Raw genomic sequence first — 21,171 nt, 5'->3', positions numbered from 1 at the left:
CAAGACTTATTCTTTAGGAATAGTAATTGTTTCATTTCTTTCCCAAAGGGCTCTTATAGAGAGTTCCTTTGGTTCATTCCAAATTTTCTCCGGCTGACGGCCTTCTGCCACATTTCCGGTATCCCATTTTCCATTTTTGTTGTTGTCGTAGGTGATCCTTATAAAGTATTTGCCAGCCTTATAATTGGCAAACTTTGCGGTTGTATCTTTGGTAATGACCATGGTATTTACCGGATTTTTGTTGCCGTCGATAATTTCAACAATATAGCTTTTGTTCTTTTCCGGAGGAATGATTTTGACAATCAGACTGCCATAATCGTCCTTACTTCCGAGCTTAAAATCTTTTGGAAACTCTTTGTTTTTTGTATTAAATATGGCTGTAAATGCACCGGCACCAAACTTCATTTGGTAAGGCTTTTTTATACGCCATGGATATTTTATATAGTAAGATAAAAAGTCTGAACTGTCTTTAACCAGTGTAAAATTTGTCCTTTCTACAGAGTCTTCCAGTAAAGTAATTTTGCTCGCATCAGCACTGATGATCGGAAAATTGAAGGTAAGTTTCAGTGATTTGTTTGGATTTAAAGTACGGTCTTCGAGATTGTCGGAAGCAGATAATGTCCTGTTGTAGGTCTCCTTTTTTCCTCTGGTAAGTGTCGATGACTGGAGTAATTTACCCTCCGATTTGAGGCTCACTTTAGTGGAATCGAAAGAGAGATCCGTTAGCCATATTTTCAGGGAGTCATTGTTTTTGCTGAATTTTGCAAACTTTGTAGCGTCTAATGCCGCCGGTTCAACGATCGTAACTTCTGGTTTTTTTAGCTTTTGATTGAGCGCAAAACTAATGCTTCCATCGGCATTTATACGGCGGTCAAGGATTCTGAAGACCTTGGCATCTTCCTTAAAAACACGCATATTTACTGTGTCGAGATTGTGCTTTAATACGATGGAATCTTTTACAAATCCGATTTCATCTGTATTTTGCTGATAGATTTTGTCGCCTCCTTTTTCTTTCAAAGCATAGATTCGGTAGGTGCCTTCTCTTAAATTGTTGAGACTGTAATTGCCACTGCTATCCGTAAGCGTATAAATAGAAGGTTTGGCTTTTCCGAAGATCGTATCTCTTTCTATAGGGAGAATAAATGCGACAGCTTCAATTTCGGGTTCTCCTGTGGAGGAGTTGGTGATTTTACCTTTGATGCTAAGGGAGTCTAATTTCGGACCGGTTGAGAACACATAGGAAAAATTTTTAAGCTCATTGCTTTCGTTGATATCGGCAATGGCTTTACCAAAGTTCAGCGTGTAAGTTGTATTTTTTTCCAGGCTGTCTGTGAAGGATATTTCCAGGGTTTTCTTTTTTGGTTTCAGCGTTGGAGCAATTTTCAGTTCCGGAGAAATCGAAAATTCTTTAAATTCGTTCTGAAGCTTAAAATATTCGTCGAACTCTATAATGATTTTTTTAGCCTTAAAATTTGTTGTCAAATTTTTTGGTTCCATTTTTAAAACCTTTGGTGGAGTCGTATCACGAGGTCCTCCCTGGGGTTGCTGGATGCTTGCACAGCTATAAATCAGCGAAGTTAGCAGTAGGAGGGATGCAAAAAGCCGGAAGTTGGATACATTGCTATTTTTGGCCATTTATATGCGTTGTGTTTAATTTATTACTCTTTTTAATGAATAGCATTAAAAATTTTTAAAACTCTCTTATATCTCATTTAAATGAGTCAGGTTAAAGCGATTAAAAAATCAATTTAACTGACTCATTTTCAGTGTGTTATATTTTACTTGCTGATATGAACCATTAAAACGGAGATATCAGAAGGAGAAACACCTGAAATTCGGGATGCCTGACCTAAAGTTCTGGGCTTGATCTTCAGCAACTTCTCTCTTGCTTCCTTTGATAAAGATACCAATTGAGAATAATCAAAATTTGGATTGATGTCTTTATCTTCCATCTTCTGCATTTTATTTACAATCTCCTGTTCTTTCTCGAAATAGCTTTCGTATTTAATTTTGATCTCTGCCTGTTCTACTGTTTCCTGATCATAAGGGCTAAGGTAGGTTCTGAAGCTTTGGCTGATTTCCCTGATGTCTTCAATGCCGACCTGAGGGCGACTTAGTAAGCTGAATATTTTTACATTTTGAGTCAGCGTACTTGTACCCAATTCTTCCAGCTTCTGGTTCGCCTCTGTCATTTCAATACCCTGCTTTTTTGCAAAGGCCACAATAGCATCAGAGTTTGCTACCTTTTGTTTTACAATGTCCAATCGCTCATCACTAATCAGACCTAACTCGTGGCCGATAGGGGAGAGACGGATATCTGCATTGTCCTGACGAAGCAATAATCTGTGTTCTGCTCTTGAAGTGAACATGCGATAAGGTTCTTCAGTTCCTTTGGTTACCAGGTCGTCTATTAATACCCCAATATAAGATTCTGAACGTTTCATGATCAGTTCATGGAGTTCGTTTACCTTCTGATGGGCGTTGATTCCAGCTATAAATCCCTGACTAGCAGCCTCTTCGTATCCCGTTGTTCCATTTATCTGGCCTGCAAAGAACAGGTTGCTGATTAATTTGGTTTCCAGGGTTAATCCAAGCTGGGTAGGTGGAAAATAATCGTATTCTATGGCATATCCAGGGCGGAACATTTTTGCATTCTCGAATCCCGGGATCTGAGTTAATGCCCTGTACTGAACATCTTCAGGAAGGGAGGTCGAGAAACCATTTACATAGATCTCGCAGGTATTCCATCCTTCAGGTTCTACGAAAATCTGGTGCCTTTCGCGTTCGGCAAAACGGTTGATCTTATCTTCGATAGAAGGACAATATCTTGGTCCCAGTCCTTTAATCCTTCCGGTGAACATAGGAGATTTTTCAAATCCTTCTTTCAGCGTTTCATGAACTTCCGAATTGGTATAGGTAATCCAGCAACATCTTTGTTCTGTTGGGCGAGCTACATTGGTATAAGAGAAACGTCCTGGATTTTCATCACCCCATTGCTCTTCCATTAAGGAATAATTCAGGGACCTTCCGTCTACGCGGGGTGGGGTACCGGTTTTCATTCTGCCCGCTTCGAAACCGAGTTCAGTCAGTTGTTCTGTAATTCCTGTCGCAGCTCTTTCTGCTGTTCTGCCTCCTCCAAATTTTTTCTCTCCGATATGGATTAAGCCATTCAGAAACGTACCATTCGTGAGGACAACAGACTTGCTTTTGATCTCAATCCCCAGGGAGGTTTTGACGCCAACCACAGTATTGTTTTTGATCACAAGGCTACTTACCATATCTTGCCAGAAGTCGACATTTGGTGTACGTTCCAATGCAAGTCTCCATTCTTCTGCAAATCTTTTCCTGTCGTTTTGCGCTCTCGGGCTCCACATTGCTGGTCCCTTAGATAGGTTGAGCATCCTGAATTGTAAAGTAGTTTTGTCGCTAATGATTCCGGAGTATCCGCCCATCGCATCAATTTCTCTTACAATCTGACCTTTTGCTACACCACCCATGGCAGGGTTGCAACTCATCTGTGCAATGGTTTCCATGTTCATGGTGATCAACAAAACCGAGGATCCCAGATTTGCAGCAGCAGCAGCAGCTTCACATCCGGCATGGCCTGCACCGACAACTATAACATCATATTCTTTAAACATTACCTGTGTTTTTTATATCTCTTATATTTATGTTCCACGTGGAACGCAATACATCGGCTCTGTTAAATCCGATTGTTTCACGTGGAACAATATTCAAATTTAATCAATTAATAGGGGAGAAGTGCTAATTTGAGCCCCTTTTAATTTGTTGTTTTATTTCAATTGAACGTTTAAAAAACCGTTCTGTTATTCTATTATCTTGATGAGCCAAAATTCCTGGAACCATCGTTGTATCTTTTTCTTTTCCCTGGTCTAATATCAACCGCTGTCGCTACAATGCAAAAAGGAGTGTTTAGTTTTTCTAACCTGTTCAGAACGCTCTATAATTGAACTTTCATGAATCCAGATAGATTGATAGCTTATCCAGGTTAATCCTTATGCAATTTGTGCTCCAATGGTACACATCAAAGCGAATTGTGATTAAGTGTTTTTTGAACAGGATGGCTAATGGATTTTAAATGACATCAGCTTTTATACTGTTCTTACATTTTAGCATCATCTTTCTTGTATTAAAAAGATGTTTTTGTTCTTCTGAATTTATCAGCGGAGGAATGATGGTTTTTTTAAGTTTCATTCCTTCATCTATATTAATTTTACTTTCTATACTTTAGAAAAGAGGAGAGGGAGATGCTTTTAGTTTTGAGAGCGGAGGCTGGACTAGCGTTTTGAATATTCATTCTACTTTATTAAAAGCTGCCAGAGCGGAGGTGATTTTTATGACTTTATCATCTCTGGCAGCTTTCAAAAACGCGGTGCTATTTTTCAGATAATTCCAACCAACGTTCGGTTACCCTTTCTAGCTCTTCATTTAGTACTTCAATCTTTTTCGATACTTCCTGAATACCTAAATAATTTGCGCTATCAATGGTCAGCAAAGAAGTAGACAGATCCTGGATTTCTGATTCCAATTCCGAAATCTTTGTTTCCGAATCTTCCAGTTCTTTTTGCTCTTTAAAGCTTAATTTTTTAGCAGGGCTTTGTGTATTTTGAACGGGAACTTCTTTCGCTTTTACAGCACTTTTTTCTTTTTGAGTTTCTAAACTAATTCGGTACTCGGAATAGTTTCCATTATAGATCGCAACGTCACCATTTCCTTCCATAATAAATAATTGCTCACTCATTTTGTCCAGTAAATACCTATCGTGAGAAACCAGGATTAATACGCCCGGGAAATTTTCCAGAAATTCTTCCAGAACATTTAAGGTATCAATATCAAGATCATTTGTCGGCTCATCCAGAATTAAGAAATTAGGATTTTGCATCAAAACTTTCATGAGATGTAATCTCTTTTTTTCACCTCCACTTAATTTCTCTACCATGCCATGTTGCTTCTTGGGAGGGAAGAGGAATAAGGTTAATAATTGAGATGCGGAAATGGTTTGGCCATCTGCCATTTTAATATATTCGGCATCAGACTTAACAATATCAATTACTCTTTCTTTCTCGTTGAATGCCAGACCACCTTGTTTATAATAACCATATACGGTCGTCTCACCTGTGCTTACTTTTCCTTTTTCAGGAGTTAAGAAACCGGTAATGATATTAAGTAAAGTAGATTTTCCTGTTCCGTTTTTACCAGCCAGGCCTATTCTATCTGCACGTTTAAAAGTATAAGAGAAGTCATCAATGATCTTTTTATCATCAAAAGATTGTCCGATATGATCCAGCTCTAATATTTTATTTCCCTGACGTGCCATTTTAACATTTAAAGTAACGCTTTGATTGTCAGATCTTTGCTTGGTTTTGCTCTCTAAGTCATAGAAGGCATCAATTCTAGACTGGGATTTGGTGGTCCGGGCGGCAGGCATTCTTCTCATCCATTCCAATTCCTTTTTCAGGAGGTTTTTATTCTTCTGAAAGGTGCTTTCGTCTGCTGCTTCCCGCTCAGATTTCTTCTCCAGGAAGTATGCATAATTGCCATTATAGTTGTAGATCTTTCCTCTGTCCAGCTCAACGATGGTATTGCAGACATTGTCCAGGAAGTACCGGTCGTGTGTAACTAATAATATAGTTTTATTGCCAGAAGTAAGGAGCTTTTCCAGCCATTCGATGGTATCGATGTCCAGGTGATTGGTTGGCTCATCTAATACATAGATTTCAGGGTCCTCTATCAGCAGTTTAGCAAGCGCCAGACGCTTCTTCTGTCCGCCGGATAGGGTAGAGATCTTTTGCTGAAGATGATTGATCCCCATGCGGCTTAGAATCGTTTTTATTTCGTGTTCATATTCCCAGGCATTGTGTTCGCTGAGTTCTTCATACAAACGATTCAATGTTTTCTCATCCGGATTAGGATCTTCAATCAGCTCCTCATACTCTTTGATCAGCTGTTGCTGCTTGTTTTCAAGAGAAAAGATAAAATCGCTTATCGAATAACCATCCGGAAATGAGGGCTCCTGATCCAGGAATCCAATTTTAACAGATTTGTTCTTTACGATTTTGCCTTCTAATGGAGAAAACCTTTCTGCAAGTAATTTCAATAAGGTGCTTTTTCCTGCACCATTTATACCAACCAACGCTACGCGTTGTCCGGGTTGGATCCCCAGGGTTAAATTTTTAAATAGCCATTCGTCATGGTAAGCATGGCCTAAGTTTTCGGCTGCAATTAGTGTGCTCAAAGTCTGTGTTTAACGATATTTTAGATAAGAAATTATTGCAAAAGTAAGCAATAATTCTTTGGTATATAGTTGAGCCTATTGAACATGTAGGTATTTTGTTGAGGAAACAACCATAACACGACCATTGATATACCCGAAGGACATCGCAAATAATTAAGTGAGATGAAACCTGTTTACTGTTATAACGGGAGAGGAGCTGAATTGGATGTCGGGAGGTCTAACTTGTGCTATTTAGGTTAAACAGACGCCATCAGGGTTGAAAACTATGCTTTTAGTTTTACGGCCTGCCTAACCAAGAATTAAGCGCAGCGTAATTGATTAATAGGGGATATACAATGTATATTATCTAACGGAATGTACCACAGTCGCTGTTCTTTCGGCAGATTTTTTTCCGAATTTTGTTCCTGTAAGGATGACTATCGCTACAGCGACAATCATAATTTTTTTTATTGCAGTTTTCATGATATCCGGTTTTGAATGAAAGATTTAACTATAAGACGTCGTTTTTAGAAAAACGTTTCAAATTATCCCAGTCATTAGACCATCAGGCTTTTAACTTAGACGAACTGGCGCTATTGTCCTATCAACAGATCATGGTAAAAAAATGAAACGTTCCGTGTAATAAAGCGAATAGGTGCAGGGGAGTTATTCCGGCAGGCTTTTTAACTTAGCCAGGTAATAATCTTCTTTCTCTGTCATCAGCGTTTTTGCCGCTTTGCCTTTGTCTTTATAGCCCAGCAAGTGTAGGGTGCCATGTGCCATTACGCGGCACAGTTCGTCGGCAATAGTATGCTTGAATTCTTTGGCATTTTCCTGAATCCGCTCCAGACTGATGAAAATATCTCCAACAATCATTTTAAGCGCTTCTGAGTTATCAAAAGTAATGACGTCGGTGTAAGTGTCATGATTGAGGTATTGTTGGTTTATACGCAGTAAATATTCGTCTGAGCACAAGATAAAGTTCAACTCCTGTAAAACATATCCTTCTTCTTCAATCACTGACTTGATCCAGGCCTTAAGAAGGGTCTTCTTTTTAAGGGTATAACTAAGGTCTTCGGTGAAAAAATGGATTGCTGGTTTACTCATGTTTCTGGAATTATTGGGCCGAATTTAGCAATTTAAAATATTCCGCAATTTTATTTTTATAATAGTAGTTCAGGCTTGGCGGTAATTTCTGGATCCATTCCGTCTCATTTTGCTGGAGTTTTTTGAACTTATCCAGCATTTGCTGATAGGATGGGGTTAGGTCCTTTCCGGCTTTACTTTCTCTTTTTGAATCCTGATCCTGCTCCCTTTGCGCCTGATCTGCGTCCAGTAATTTCGTCAATAGCTCTTTTTGCCGGTTCATGGTCTCCTGTTCCAGGCGCTTATTTACCAATTCCGTCTCTGTCGACTGCATGTCTTTTATCATTTGATTGAGGTTCCCCAGGCCACCTTTTCCGTCCTTATTCTCTTCCCGGTTGATCTTTTGTAAAGCCTCTCTGATCATTTGCTGCTGTTGAGCCATTTTTGCAAACTCCTCGCTCATTTGCCCTTTTGGCACCGTACCCTTGTTTCCGTTTTTTTGCATTTGATCCCGGGCTTTTTGCATGTTGTTGTTCAGTTGCTGCTGCATTTGCTGCAATTGCTTCATGCTTTGTTTCTTCCCTTTTCCGCTTCCGCTTGAATTTTTCTTCATCTTCTGCAGCTGTTCCAACGCTTCATTTAGCATCAGCGACAGGTTATTGATGGAAGTCATGGTGTATTGCTGGTTCTTATTGGCAGCCGAAGTATTCCTTTCTCCAAGGTTCTCCAGACTTTTATCCATATTGAAATTGATTTTCTGAACCTCTTCACTTACCGTACTTTCAATCTGTGGCACCCTTTTGCTGAGCGAGAACAAGCTGTCAGCAATGGTTTTCATATTGTCTTTTATGCTCCTTTGCTGTTGTACATTGTAAGTATAAAGCGGGTCATTGCTACTGATCTTTTTCAGGTCAAGCATTACTTTTTCCTGATCAAAGGAGGTTTTTAAAAGGTTTTCGAGCAATTGACGTAGTTCCTGAGCATTGAGGTTATTTTCCATTTCCTCTGATTCCTGTTGCATATCGCTCATCTTTTTTGCCATTTCCTCCATTTGCTCGGCAGCTTTTTGCTGATTTTCTGCAGCTTTCTGGCGATTGTTTTTCTCCAGGTTTTCTTTGCTGTCCTTTTGCTGTTGCTGGACATCTTTAGCTTCCTTTTCCGGATTTTGGAAAGGATTAGGCCGTTCCAGCTGCTCGTTTTTTTCCTTTATTTTGTCGAGTTCTTTCCTGATCTCTTCAAATGCGGAACGCTGCTCTTCCTGTTGTTTTTTCAACTCATTTACCGGACTATTCTTATCCTTGCTTTGTTTTGAAAGCTCTTTCTGTGCTTTAGACAGCTCATTTAAGCGATCTATATTGTTTTGAAGGTTTTGCTCAAACTCCAGTTGTTTATAGAGTTCAAGGATGCGGTCGAGCTCATTTTTCAGCGATTTGTTATCCATTTGCATCTTGGAAAGCTCATTCTGTGTCTGGTCTTTGTTGTTCTGGTCCATTAAGTTTTGCAATTTTTCCAGCAAAGCCTTTGTCTTTTCGTCCAGAACATTGTTAAACAGTTCGTCTATTTTTTTCTGCTTTTCCATCAGCTCCTCTTTGAGCGTGTTATTCTCCTCTTTCTCAAAGCTATTTTTTTCATTCAGCTGCTTGATCTCTTTAACGGCATCTTCCAGCTGCTTCTGCTTGTCGAGAAGCTGTTGGATTTGTTTCTTATCGTCAAAATTCAGCTGTTTTTTATCCAGTAAGGTCTCGCCAAGCTTTTTGCTTTCCTTTTCCACGTTGCCAGCCAGTTTAATGGCCTTTTCCATTTTTTGTTTTAAAGCCTGGCTACCCTGATTGATCTTTTCAGCCACTTGTTGCGGAGAAGGAAGCTCATAGGTTTTAATGGCGGATTTAGTTGTTTTTGGGCCATTTACGCCGTCATTATCAGAAACTTCAAAGTAATATTCCAATTGCTGACCCGGTTTTACGCCAGCCTGACTGAGGTCCCAAAAGAAGAAAAAAGCATTCTCCTGTTGTGCTTTTTTTACCGGAATGGATTTACTGACCCTACTTTTGACTTTTCCATTATCAGAAACAGTATAGGTGAATTTTAAAGCAGTAAAGCCATGGTCATCTGAGATGTTCCCCGAGAAATAAAGGGCTTTGCTGCTCAATGAGTCGGCCGCTTCAGTAAGGGAAATATTGGGATATTCGTCTGCAATCACACCGATCTGATGAATCAGGGAGTCTCTGCTGCTGATAAATTTGTTTTTTGGGCTGACGCTGTAATCTGTATTTTTATGGATCGTACTGCTAAACTGAAAAGTGTTATTTTGGGAGGAGAGGACCTGCGATTGCTGACCTAAAATAAAGATGAGTTGGTCACTGTTTTCCGTGTTTAAGGACCATGTCACCGCTGTTCCTTCAGGTATGAGGAGGTCACCTGCATTTGCAATCAGCTCATTCTTCTTTCCAAGATAGGCAGGATAATGTAAACTGGCGCTCATGCCGATGACGGAAGGACGCGGTTTCACTTCAATGAGATAGGGAACAGAACTAAATCCTCCCGCGGAAAAACGGATTTCTTTGTTTTTCTGAAGGTTCTTAAAAGTGTACTGAAACCTGCTGCTGTTTTCTTTTTCTAATTTATAGGTATTCAGCCCATCGGAAACATATACCTCCTGAGGAATTTCATTTCCGGTGATTTTTAGCTTTAAAGTCAGGTCATCTCCCTGGGACCGAAGTAAAGACCCGTTTTGCAGTTCGAAATTGAAGGGGGCTTTAGGGAGGATTTCCTTGTTGTACTGCACAAAACCATTGGTTCCTTCCTTTAAAATCGCCGGGGCAATAATGGCGATAAGGACGATCACAGATAAAGGAGCCAGAAAATATTTCAGGTACTTTTTGTTTTCATCCAGGCGGATGGCACTGGTAAAAGGAATTGGCTTTAATTCCTGGATCTTCTGGTCTATTCCAGCCATGATGAGCATATTGCTTTCCGGGCTTTTGTCTGCAAGCGCCTTCAGCTGAAGGGTGTTTAACAGCTTATCCTTAACATTGAAAAAATGATTCCCGATCAGGGTAGCGGCCTGTTCAATGCTGAGGTTCTTTCCAAGCTTAAAATAGGAAAGCGCAGGAACAACAATCCAGCATCCAACGATATACAGGGAGGCGGCCAGAGAGGAAAAGAAAAGAACCGTTTTAACGGTGATCCCAGGATGAGTATAATAAACAAACAGAAAAATAAATAGATATAAGGCCAGCAATACAGCGGCCGCATAAATACTACCACGCAAGAGTTTATTGAGGTAAAACTTTTGCGTAAATTCATTCACTTTTGAAATTAAAAGCTCGTAATTGTTGTTCATTAGAAAGCCAAAGAGTCTTAAAGGTAAAGAATGAATATGGGTTTTGATAAAAATAACGATATAATAGCATTAAATTAACGCAGGTATGGCGTTTTTTGTATGAAATCTTAAAAATTACAATCATGACAAACTCCATTCTGGCCATTGCAATGATCGCCATACTTTCTACCAGCGAATTAACAAATAAGACTATGGAAACCTGGAATAAAAATAAAGTGATCGCACACCGGGGAGCCTGGAAGAAAAAAGGGTTGCCTGAAAATTCGATTGCCTCACTGAAAGAAGCGGTAAGATTGGGTTGTTACGGATCTGAATTTGATGTCCACATGACTTCCGATAGCATTTTGGTGATCAACCATGATCCGGATTTTCTGGGAATGTCCATCGCAGGCTCTACTTATAGCCAGTTACTCGAAAAAAAGATGACTAACGGAGAGCAGATTCCTACGTTGGAGGCCTATTTACGGGAAGGTATGAAGCAAAAGCGCACGAAATTGATCCTGGAGCTAAAGCCTTCTAAAATCAGTGTTGAACGAGATTTGCAGATGACAAAACGTAGTGTAGAACTGGTGAAAACATTGAAAGCGGATCATTGGGTCGATTATATCAGCTTCAGCTATGACATCCTGAAAGAGGTACTCGTATTACAGCCAAAGGCCAATGTGGCCTACCTGAATGGGGATGCTTCTCTTGAAAAAATGAAACAAGACGGTTTTTATGGTGCAGACTACCACTTTTCTGTGTACAAGAAGGGGGATTGGTTTGCTAAATCCAAAGAAATGGGCCTGACACTCAATGCCTGGACGGTGAATACGGTCGAAGACATGAACTGGCTCCTGGACAACCAGGTGGAATTTATTACGACCAATGAACCGGAGTTGTTGTTCGAGACCATTAAATCCAGAAAATAAGCCCTTTTAAACAAAAAAAGCATCGCGGTTGTCCGCGATGCTGTACAATTATGTTTTTAATAATCTAGATTACTTTAACATTAATCGCATTCAACCCTTTTTTACCGCTTTCAACATCGTATTCAACTTTGTCGTTTTCACGAATTTCATCGATAAGGCCTGTTGAATGTACAAAAATTTCGCTATCTCCGTTAGCTGGAATGATGAATCCGAAACCTTTAGTTACATTAAAAAATTTTACTGTTCCTTCTTGCATTGTATTATTTATTAATAAATTAAGTGTGCAAGATACGGAATATTTTTAATAATATACAAATGCTTCATTTTTTGGTAAATATAAATTTGTGAACGGTTATTTTGTGGCCTTTCTGCCTGAAACAGAGAGGTTAATTTCGCTGGAATGTGGTATCCCAAGCGTCTTTCCGGGGCTCACTTTTAAAAGATTTTGGAGGTAGACATTTATGATGGCTTCGAGTGTTTTTTTGCGGGGTTCGTAGTTTTCCGGAAGGGGAGAGCGGAAGGTGCCCAGGTACATTTTTCCGCTCGCATCAACGATCACGGAAAAATCATAACCAAAATCCTGATAAGCTTTTGTGATATTGATGCTGTACCTCGGAAAGAGGTAGTCATAGGCCTCTGTCTTTCCGTTTAGCTTGTCTACGGTATTTAGTTTCTCTACGCTGATCATATCGCTCAGCGAAGTAAAAGAGACCGGCTGCCGGCCTGCAAAAGCGCTGTCCCGGTTGTCTGGGTTCCGGTTAGACCGCTCAGAGAGCTGGCGGATATAAATGCTGTCTGCGCGGGTTGGTTTTTGCAATTGCTGTGCTGTAGTTTTAAGGGTCTTTTCAATGTAATCCTTTGAATAGTAAGTGATGTTTACATCTGAACGGATGTCTTTCGCAATTTCTTTTTTTGTAACCTGAAGGCGTTGCATGAGTAAGCTATCCTTGCTGATCTTTTTGATCCGAAACCACTCTTTGGCAAAATTATAAACGTCCCCATGGTCGTAGTGGAGATGGAAGCCCTGCATTTTTAGTTTTTGCGGACTGTAAGCCAGAATGGAATCACTGGAATGAAACTGGATAATCCAGGATGGTTCCTGCTGAAAGCCCATTTCATTAAAAGACAAGCCTGTACTGAAACGACGCTTTACTTCATAATATTTTATGCCTTTAATCGGTTCAAAAGACAATGTTCGGGTACTTTTTCGTTGCTCTTCCCTGGATACGGAATTACAACTGAGGCAAAAGCTGAAAGCAATTGCCAGGATAAAAATGAACTTTTTAGACATGCAAAAAAAATAATGGTATCGGATTAGTTACTGGAAGACAAAGTTATAAGAATCGGAAGAGTTTATATTCTTTGTTTAAGTTTTAACAATTTAATGTAGAGTTTCTCCTGCCTCAATACGGTGATGATGACCGTTTTTCCATCTCCAGCCCTTAAAATTCTATTGATTTCAGTAAGGGTATAACTGGTTGCAGGGACAAAATTGATATAAACAATTTCATCTTCCGGCTCAAAACCACTGTTTTCTGCCGGAGAGCCGGGTTCAATTCTGCTGATGAAATAGTGATCAATGCCAGGGCCGTCTGCGTAGACTTCCATTCCAGCCATATCATGCTCAAAAGGGCGCCTAAAATTGCTGTTGCGCTTTAAATACATGCTGTTGTCGGCATAGTCAAAAACAATGTCGAAGCGACTCAGGACATCTGCTCCAAGGTTTCCATTCCGGTCCTTCATGAGAATTTTTCCTGCTACTTCATCATATTTCGGAAAAGAGCTGAGGACTTTCTTCAGATTGAATTCTCCGATTTTTAGAGAGGCTATCCGCCCAATATTTCCGCTGATAGGTCCGCCAAGCCCTATTCCCAGGTTTGCCGGAATGGAGGCAGAAGGGACAGGAAATGGTTTTTCATTCAGCATTTCTAAGGAGATGGCATGACTGGCGCCATTGTCTATCAGTACCTTAATCGGGAGGCTTCCCAATTCTGAAGACTCAATATTGATCATTGCATAAGGCTTGTCATTGATGAGCTCTAAAGGAACCCGTTCGCCTTTGATCTTTCTGTTCAGTCCGGGGATAAAGAAAATAAGTCTTTTGGAGGAGTATTTTACATCTACAATGAAGCTTTTGAAAAAGTGATATCCTAGTAAACCGTGAATGGGCATGCCAACATAGCTCGATAACCTGAACAGGTCTTCCTTAAGGATGGCTGTTGGGATCTGATCAATAAAAGCTTTACCTACTCTTGCGGAAATGGACCTGGAAACAAAAGCTTCAATTTCATTGCCCTTTCCCAGCCCGGCTATTTTTATCGTCCGAAGGTCTTTAATCTTCAGGCTGTCTGCGAGTCCCGGATCGGATATGATCATCGGGCCAACTCCGGTATCCAGAATGAAATTAAATGGGCCTTTTTCATTGATGTATACTGGAATAATGATCAGATTCTTGATCAATGAAAAGTTAACCACATCTTTTTTACGGTTGCCGCTAAACTCGAAAACCTGGGCATAACCGGCCTCCATCATAAAGATCAAAGCCATTAAGGCCAAAAAGGTCTTTAAGCTGGTCAATTTAATAGCGGTTGTCGGCGGTTTCATTGAACTAATTTAATAAATTAGTGCTCAGTATGGATATGGTTAAGGATAAAAACAAAATTTATATTTTTAATAAAGGGACTGTTCTTGTTTCCTTACTGGTCAGTACCCTCTTATTGGGCGCCTGCTCTATTGAAAAACGACTTTCTTCCAGCCTCAACCACAACTTTAAGCAGTCGAAAATTCTGAAAGAAAATGCTGTTGGTTTTGTCCTGTATGATCCGGCTAATGGTAAGCAGGTCTTTGAAAAAGATGGAAACGGATACTTCGTTCCGGCATCAAACACAAAGCTTTTTACTTTTTATGCGGCCTTAAAAATGCTTGGAGATTCTGTGCCTTCCCTTCGTTATGTGGAAAGGAATGATTCTTTGATCTTCTGGGGAACGGGGGATCCTTCTTTTCTCCAAAGCAGGCTGAAGTCCGGGCATGCACTGGATTTTTTGAAGGCAACAACCCGGAAGATTTTCTTTGCTCCAGGAAGGTATACGGGTCTTTTTTACGGTAAAGGATGGTCATGGGACGATTATAACGATTATTATCAGGCAGAGATCAATGAATTTCCCATCATGGACAATCTGCTGAGTGTTAAAATGCGTAATGGAGCACTGCAAATCCAGCCCAAAGGATTTAAGGATTGCTTAATCACAGATAGTAGCAGCTCAAGCCAACCCTTTAAAATCCAAAGGAACCTGATAGAGAACCGCTTTACTCATCCTATGGGAAAACCTCCTGAAGGATTTTCACAGGAGATTCCTTATCGGTTAAGCATTGCAACGACCCTGGCTTTACTCTCCGATACCTTGCATAAACCTGTTGGTGTAGTTCAGATGGCAATGCCAGAGGACGCCAAAACCTATTATAACGTGGGTACTGATGCTTTGTTAAGAGAGATGTTACAACCCAGTGATAACTTTATTGCAGAACAGCTGTTATTGGTGTGTTCCAATGAGCTGGGCAATGAACTCAGCACAGAAAAGACGATTAAACATGTATTGAAGACTTACCTGTCGGCTTTGCCGGATTCAGCAATATGGGTGGATGGTTCCGGACTATCGAGGATGAATTTGTTTACCCCCAGAGATATGGTTATGGTTTTAGATTTGATTTACAAAGAAGTAAATGACCAGAATCTGCTTTTTAAGATGTTGCCTGCTGGTGGGAAATCAGGAACTTTAAAGAACGCCTATCCTAAAACGGAAATGCCTTATGTTTTCGGAAAGACGGGCACACTGTCTAACGTTCATAATCAAAGCGGATATGTGCTGACTAAGAAGGGTAAAGTATATATTTATTCTTTTATGAATAATAATTTTGTGCTCCCTGTAAGTGTAATTAGAAATGAAATAGGAAGGATTATAACGGGGATACATGAAAAATTTTAACCTGAAAATGCCTTTCTCTTCCAGTATCACGCTGGAAGAACGGCAATATTTGTATTTTGGAGGAACGGCTTATCTTGGGATCCCGCAACATGCCTCGTTTTTAGCGTTTTACCTCGATGGGATCACTAAATTCGGGCTGAATAATGGAACGAGTAGAAACAACAATATTCAACTGGGCTTATATGATGAAGCTGAATGTTATGCCGCAGCGCAATTTGGAGCAGCCTCGGCACTCATTGCCTCTAGTGGGTACCTCGCTGCTCAGTTGACGGTTAAATTCTTTTGTCGATCAGAAGGGCTGTTATATGCGCCACAAACGCACCCGGCACTTTGGGCCGGGCAAAAGCCGACAACTGAAGGGAACTTCTCTGAATGGGCCAGAAAGAGCTTGGAAAAGATCAATACCAGCGATCAGAAAGATTGGGTGCTGATTAGTAATTCCTTAAATAACCTCTTTCCGGAGCACTATGATTTTTCTTTTATTAAAGAGATTCTTCCGGGAAAAAGCGTCATTTTAATCATAGATGATTCTCATGGGATAGGCATTTTAGATGGAGGAAAGGGTATTTTTGATCAGATTCCGAAAACAGCTGAGGTGGAAGTTATTGTGGTTGCATCGATGGCAAAGGCACTTGGCCTGGACGCAGGGATTATACTAGGATCAGAGAAGGTCATCAGGCAGCTAAAAACCAGTAATGAATTTTTAGGTGCTTCACCTCCTGCTGCCGCTGGATTATATGCTTTTATGCAGGCGGAAGATCTCTATCGCCAGGAACTGGAAAAGTTATTGGAATTATCCGCCAGATTTGCCTCCCAAATCACCCCGGACTGGCAGTATGTGCCTGGATTTCCGGTTTTTTATCATCCCGACGGAAAGAGCTTTGAAAGACTTTTAGCACATAGTATCCTGATTTCTTCCTTTCCTTATCCGGATCCAAAGAGTGAGCCCGTCAATAGGGTGGTTTTAAGCAGTTGGCATACCGAAGAAAATATTAACCAGTTAATTTTAGCATTATGAAACGCATTTTATTTATTTTCCTGATTTTAATCACAATACAAAGTGTTCAGGCACAAGAGACTACCCGCATCTGGATTGTAAGACATGGAGAAAAGGACCTCACAGATCCGAAAGAAAAAGATCCGGAACTAAGTGCTGAAGGGAAAGAACGGGCAGAAGTACTTGTTAAATACCTTAAAGGAAAGAAGATTGATGCACTATTCAGTACGGATTACAAAAGAACCAGGGGAACATTGACACCGCTGGCGACACAAAGGAATCTGGATTTAAAATTCTATAATTCAAAGGAGAATACAGCCCTGGTGGATACGATTTTAAATAACTACAAGGGACAAAATGTGGTGATTTGCAGTCATTCCAATAGAATATTGGGCATTATCGCGGCGTTCGGCGCAGTATCGCCTATAAAAGAGATCACCGAGCAGGAGTATAGCCATCTTTTTCTCCTGGAAATTAAGGGAGGCCACGCGAAGCTAAAACATAAGCATTACGGAAAGCTATAATTTTTCGAACGGAATGTCCATTAAAGCATAATTTTCCCAGGTCCTGAAGTCGAAGTGCCACCATTCATTGTGAAGTACCTTAAAGCCATGTGCTTCCATGACCCGGATTAACAGGTCTCTGTTTTTCTTAACCGGTTCGGGCAGATCGGTGTAAGCAGCAGCGGCTTTCTCGGAAAAACTATCATATGGAGTTGGCATGGGAAGATCTTTGCCTGTCTTCAGGTAAATGAGGCTAAGGTCTACTGCACAGCCCCTGTTGTGTCTGGATCCCTGTTTGGGATTGGCCACAAAATTCTTGTTGGAAGCTTTAATGTATAAGGTTTTTGTTGCGGTATAAGGGCGGTAGCTGTCGTAAATTTTTAAGCCATAGCCCTTTTTGCGAAGTTCCTTTTGGATGCGCTTTAACTGATCGCTGACAGGTTTTCTGGCAAAAGCCCTGGCTTGTTTATAAACCGCCAGTTTCATGAAATTATTCGTGCCTGCATACCGAATGTCTAAAACAAGATCTGGAATCTCTTTTTTAAGTTCCACAAGTCTGTTCTTCGGATCCTCCTGACAAGAATTCAGGTAAGCTTCATAATTGCTGATTACTTTGATCGGAGCCGGCGATTTTTTTTTATCCTGTGCGGAAAGAGAAAAAAAAGAGAGACCAAGAAAAATAAGGGACAGGAATTTTATCATTCTTATTTATTGATTAGAAACGACCAGCAGCTCTATATCCTTGTAAGGAAGACTAAACATGTTGGCCAGATCTTTATTCGTGAGGTGTCCCTGATAGATGTATAACGCTTCCCGGATTCCGGGCTTATTCCAGACCACGCCCATTAGCCCACCCATATCTCCGATGTCCAGCAGGATCGGCGCAAAAATATTGGTCAATGCATAAGATGCTGTTCGGGGAACCCTCGAAGCAATGTTTGGTACGCAGTAATGGATCACCTCATGTTTTCTGAAAACAGGGTTACTGTGATTGGTCACTTCAGAAGTTTCAAAGCATCCGCCCTGGTCAATGCTGACATCAATCACCACCGAGTTGGGTTTCATCCTGGTGACGGTCTCTTCCATGACAATACATGGGCTTCTGCCATGAGTTGCGCGAATTGCGCCGATCACGACGTCGCAAGTGGTAATTGCCTTGCCTAAAACGATAGGTTGCATGACCGAAGTGAACACCCTGCTCCCTAAGTTGTTTTGAAGCCTTCTAAGGCGATAGATAGAGCTATCGAACACTTTTACTTCCGCACCCAGAGATAATGCCGTACGCGCGGCGTATTCTCCGACCGTTCCGGCCCCTAAAATGACAATTTCGGTTGGAGGTACTCCGGTGAAGCCGCCAAGCATCAGTCCCTTCCCTCCGGTAGCAGTGCTTAAATATTCGGCGGCGATGAAAATTGACGTTGCGCCGACAATTTCACTCATCGCACGGACAACGCTTAAAATTCCTCCTTCATCACGAAGGTTCTCAAAACATAGTGCATTAATTTTTTTATTCAGGAGTGCTTTAAGGTAATTTTCTTTGAGGCCTCCCATTTGAAGGGCAGAGATCAATGTTTGCCCTTTGTGCATCATCGCAATCTCCTCCAATGTTGGAGGGGCAATCTTAACAAGGATATCTGCTTCAAAAACATCTTTTTTATGGAATGAAATTGTTGCTCCCTGTTCGCTGTAGTCATTGTCGGAGAAATTCGCTCCAACACCGGCTCCACTTTCAATAATCACCCTGTGGCCATTGTTGATCAACAAGGCCACAGATAAAGGTGTCAATGCAATTCTATTCTCCTGAAAGGAAATCTCTTTCGGAATGCCAATGTAAAGACTGTTGTTTTTTTTATTGGTTTCTGACAAAGTCTCTTTAGGCTGTATCAGCCCTTTTTGAGCAATTGAGGCCATTCCTTCACGTAATCCTGTAGCCATTTTATTTATCAATATTTGGACTGAAATTAAGCAAAATACCTGAAAATAAGTACATTTGGAATTTATATTTTAGAAATTGACAGTACTCTTTCATTTTCTCCGGAGACTGTAATTTCTATTTTCAGGTAATGATCCGGCAGGAGTTCCTGGATTCTTTCCGGCCATTCGATCAGGCAGATATGGTCCGAATAAAAGTATTCTTCATAGCCAATATCATAAGCCTCCTGAAGATTTTTTATTCTGTAAAAGTCAAAATGATAAATGTTCTTTTCCCTTCCTTCATACTCATTTACAATAGAAAAGGTTGGACTGGACACGACTTCTTTTACGCCAAGGGCCTTGCCGAGTGCCTTAATGAAGGTGGTTTTCCCTGCGCCCATCTCGCCTTCAAAAATAAAGATGCGCTCGTCCGGGGCAAATGCCAGCACATCTATAGCAGCCTGATCCAGGTCCGCTAAATGATTAACCTCAAGTTTCATCAGAGAGTTATAGTTATTTTATAGTTTAAAAAAAGATGGAACCAGCATCTGCAGACCCGGGTTCCATCTGATGTCATTTATTTATCTGGAGCTATAGGTCGCCACAGGAATGATCATTTCTTCCAGGGAGATGCCTCCATGCTGGAAAGTCTCATTATAATAATTCACGAACTGGTTATAGTTGTTTTGATATACAAAATAACGGTCTTCTTTTGCAAAGATATAGTTCGAGCTGATATTGATCTTAGGCAATTGCGCTTCATGAGGGTTTTTGATTAAAAATACCTCTTTGGCATTATAATTTAGATTTCTGCCTTGTTTGTAGCGCAGATTGGTATTGGTATTCCTGTCGCCAATCACTTTGCTCGGATGTTTTACCCTGATGGTTCCGTGGTCCGTGGTAATCACGAGTTTCACTTTCTTCTGGGAAATCTTTTTCAGCAGCTCCATTAGCGGAGAGTGTTCAAACCAGGAAAGTGTTAAGGAACGGTAAGCTGCGTCGTCATTGGCCAGCTCACGAATCATTTGCATATCTGTCCTGGCATGAGAAAGCATGTCGACAAAATTATATACAATCGCGTTAAAATCGTTTTGGAGCAAGTTGTTAATTTGATCATTCAGCGCTTTTCCGTCATCATAGGTCAGGATCTTATTGTAGCTGAATTTACAATCTTTACGCAGGCTTCTTTTAATCTGGTCTGCGAGGAACGTCCCTTCATGCATGTTTTTCCCACCTTCATCGTCATCATTCTGCCATAGTCCCGGGAAGCGTTTTTCCATTTCCAAAGGCATTAAACCTGAAAATATGGCATTTCTTGCATATTGGGTGGCTGTAGGAAGGATACTGGAATAAGTGTCTTCTTCGTCCAGACGGAAATGTTCTGTGATCAGCGGGTTTATAATCCGCCACTGGTCATACCGCAAATTATCGATCAGGATAAAAAATACCGGAGTATTGTTGCCATTGATGAGCGGGAATGCTTTTTTCTTCAGGAGTTCATTAGAAAGCAGAGGTGCCTTTTCTTTTCCATTTACCCAGCCGAGATAATTGTCTTCAATGAATTTGGAAAACTGTGTATTGGCTTCAGATTTCTGCATGGTAAGGATTTCGTGCATTTGCGGATCATCCAATTTCTCCAGCTCCAGCTCCCAGAAAACAAGTTTTTTATAGACTTCCACCCATTCCTCATAGCTTAGTTTGTCGTTTAAGGTCATCCCTAAACGGCGAAAATCTTGCTGATAGGCCATAGATGTCTTTTCGCTGACTAAGCGTTTATTATCAATGATCTTTTTAATGGTCAGTAAAACCTGTTTTGGGTTCACTGGTTTAATCAGATAATCGTCAATTTTAGAACCAATAGCATCCTCCATTAAGTTCTCTTCTTCACTTTTAGTGATCAGGACTACAGGGACATCATTCCGGATATTTTTGATCGCAGTAAGGGTTTCCAGACCGGTTAGACCAGGCATGTTCTCATCCAGAAATACCAGGTCAAAATGCTCTTTACCAAAGGCTTCCAGCGCATCATTACCATTTGTGAAGGTGGTCACATGATAGCCTTTTTCGTTCAGTAGTAATATATGTGGTTTTAATAAGTTAATCTCATCGTCGGCCCATAAAATTTTGGTTTCCTGCATTATGTTATTTGTATAAAATAAATTAATCTTTCAAAAAAGAAAGTTCCCTTTCTTAGTATGG

The 21,171-nt window shown here is 40.6% G+C and carries 16 protein-coding genes; 4 read left to right on the top strand and 12 right to left on the bottom strand.

Features of this window, described 5'->3' with window-relative positions; translation table 11 throughout:
- Positions 1-6: 6 nt before the first annotated feature.
- The 5 genes from BLQ87_RS23760 to BLQ87_RS23740 form a co-directional block, all read right to left on the bottom strand.
- Positions 7-1,635 carry an Ig-like domain-containing domain gene (locus BLQ87_RS23760; RefSeq protein WP_074611420.1) on the bottom strand — a complete coding sequence of 543 codons (1,629 nt, stop codon included), beginning with the start codon at positions 1,633-1,635 and terminating at the stop codon, positions 7-9.
- A 143-nt stretch (positions 1,636-1,778) separates the two neighbouring features.
- The gene (gene mnmG, locus BLQ87_RS23755) at positions 1,779-3,641 is read right to left on the bottom strand and encodes a tRNA uridine-5-carboxymethylaminomethyl(34) synthesis enzyme MnmG (RefSeq protein ID WP_074611419.1); all 1,863 of its coding nucleotides are present in this window, start codon (positions 3,639-3,641) and stop codon (positions 1,779-1,781) included.
- A gap of 755 nt (positions 3,642-4,396) precedes the next feature.
- Entirely contained in the window at positions 4,397-6,256 is a 1,860-nt protein-coding gene (locus tag BLQ87_RS23750) for an ABC-F family ATP-binding cassette domain-containing protein (RefSeq protein ID WP_074611418.1), read from the bottom strand.
- Positions 6,257-6,901: 645 nt separating this feature from the next.
- Positions 6,902-7,342 (bottom strand): rRNA maturation RNase YbeY, encoded by a 441-nt coding sequence (gene ybeY / locus BLQ87_RS23745; RefSeq protein WP_074611417.1) that lies wholly within the window; start codon positions 7,340-7,342, stop codon positions 6,902-6,904.
- A gap of 10 nt (positions 7,343-7,352) precedes the next feature.
- Complete coding sequence (locus tag BLQ87_RS23740; RefSeq protein ID WP_074611416.1) at positions 7,353-10,664, bottom strand: DUF4175 family protein; 3,312 nt, start codon at positions 10,662-10,664, stop codon at positions 7,353-7,355.
- A 122-nt stretch (positions 10,665-10,786) separates the two neighbouring features.
- Here BLQ87_RS23740 and BLQ87_RS23735 point away from each other — a divergent pair, with 122 nt between their 5' ends.
- The gene (locus tag BLQ87_RS23735) at positions 10,787-11,575 is read left to right on the top strand and encodes a glycerophosphodiester phosphodiesterase (RefSeq protein WP_074611415.1); all 789 of its coding nucleotides are present in this window, start codon (positions 10,787-10,789) and stop codon (positions 11,573-11,575) included.
- A gap of 64 nt (positions 11,576-11,639) precedes the next feature.
- Here BLQ87_RS23735 and BLQ87_RS23730 read toward each other — a convergent pair whose 3' ends face one another.
- The 3 genes from BLQ87_RS23730 to BLQ87_RS23720 form a co-directional block, all read right to left on the bottom strand.
- Entirely contained in the window at positions 11,640-11,831 is a 192-nt protein-coding gene (locus BLQ87_RS23730) for a cold-shock protein (RefSeq protein WP_008241764.1), read from the bottom strand.
- A gap of 96 nt (positions 11,832-11,927) precedes the next feature.
- The gene (locus BLQ87_RS23725) at positions 11,928-12,866 is read right to left on the bottom strand and encodes a hypothetical protein (protein ID WP_074611414.1); all 939 of its coding nucleotides are present in this window, start codon (positions 12,864-12,866) and stop codon (positions 11,928-11,930) included.
- 62 nt (positions 12,867-12,928) lie between these two features.
- Positions 12,929-14,179 carry an aspartyl protease family protein gene (locus BLQ87_RS23720; RefSeq protein WP_074611413.1) on the bottom strand — a complete coding sequence of 417 codons (1,251 nt, stop codon included), beginning with the start codon at positions 14,177-14,179 and terminating at the stop codon, positions 12,929-12,931.
- Between the two features lie 29 nt (positions 14,180-14,208).
- Here BLQ87_RS23720 and BLQ87_RS23715 point away from each other — a divergent pair, with 29 nt between their 5' ends.
- The 3 genes from BLQ87_RS23715 to BLQ87_RS23705 are packed head-to-tail and all read left to right on the top strand — an operon-like array spanning position 14,209 to position 17,079.
- Positions 14,209-15,558 carry a D-alanyl-D-alanine carboxypeptidase/D-alanyl-D-alanine-endopeptidase gene (locus BLQ87_RS23715; protein WP_083362028.1) on the top strand — a complete coding sequence of 450 codons (1,350 nt, stop codon included), beginning with the start codon at positions 14,209-14,211 and terminating at the stop codon, positions 15,556-15,558.
- Positions 15,545-16,576 (top strand): aminotransferase class I/II-fold pyridoxal phosphate-dependent enzyme, encoded by a 1,032-nt coding sequence (locus BLQ87_RS23710; RefSeq protein WP_074611412.1) that lies wholly within the window; start codon positions 15,545-15,547, stop codon positions 16,574-16,576. The genes BLQ87_RS23715 and BLQ87_RS23710 overlap by 14 nt, the downstream gene beginning before the upstream one ends.
- The gene (locus tag BLQ87_RS23705; protein ID WP_074611411.1) at positions 16,573-17,079 is read left to right on the top strand and encodes a phosphoglycerate mutase family protein; all 507 of its coding nucleotides are present in this window, start codon (positions 16,573-16,575) and stop codon (positions 17,077-17,079) included. Before BLQ87_RS23710 ends, BLQ87_RS23705 begins: the two co-directional genes overlap by 4 nt.
- On the opposite strand, the gene BLQ87_RS23700 is transcribed toward BLQ87_RS23705, so the two are convergent.
- The 4 genes from BLQ87_RS23700 to porX form a co-directional block, all read right to left on the bottom strand.
- A complete protein-coding gene (locus tag BLQ87_RS23700; RefSeq protein WP_083362027.1) occupies positions 17,074-17,760 on the bottom strand; it encodes a M15 family metallopeptidase in 687 nt (228 codons plus the stop codon). The genes BLQ87_RS23705 and BLQ87_RS23700 overlap by 6 nt on opposite strands.
- Positions 17,761-17,766: 6 nt before the next feature.
- Positions 17,767-18,993 (bottom strand): alanine dehydrogenase, encoded by a 1,227-nt coding sequence (locus BLQ87_RS23695; protein WP_074611410.1) that lies wholly within the window; start codon positions 18,991-18,993, stop codon positions 17,767-17,769.
- A 62-nt stretch (positions 18,994-19,055) separates the two neighbouring features.
- The gene (tsaE, locus tag BLQ87_RS23690) at positions 19,056-19,472 is read right to left on the bottom strand and encodes a tRNA (adenosine(37)-N6)-threonylcarbamoyltransferase complex ATPase subunit type 1 TsaE (protein ID WP_074611409.1); all 417 of its coding nucleotides are present in this window, start codon (positions 19,470-19,472) and stop codon (positions 19,056-19,058) included.
- Positions 19,473-19,553: 81 nt separating this feature from the next.
- Complete coding sequence (gene porX, locus BLQ87_RS23685) at positions 19,554-21,110, bottom strand: T9SS response regulator signal transducer PorX (protein ID WP_074611408.1); 1,557 nt, start codon at positions 21,108-21,110, stop codon at positions 19,554-19,556.
- Positions 21,111-21,171 lie beyond the last annotated feature (61 nt).

Source organism: Pedobacter steynii (assembly GCF_900103665.1).
GTDB lineage: Bacteria > Bacteroidota > Bacteroidia > Sphingobacteriales > Sphingobacteriaceae > Pedobacter > Pedobacter steynii.
Note: the sequence above shows the minus strand (reverse complement) of the source record. Positions and strands in the feature narration are given on the sequence as shown.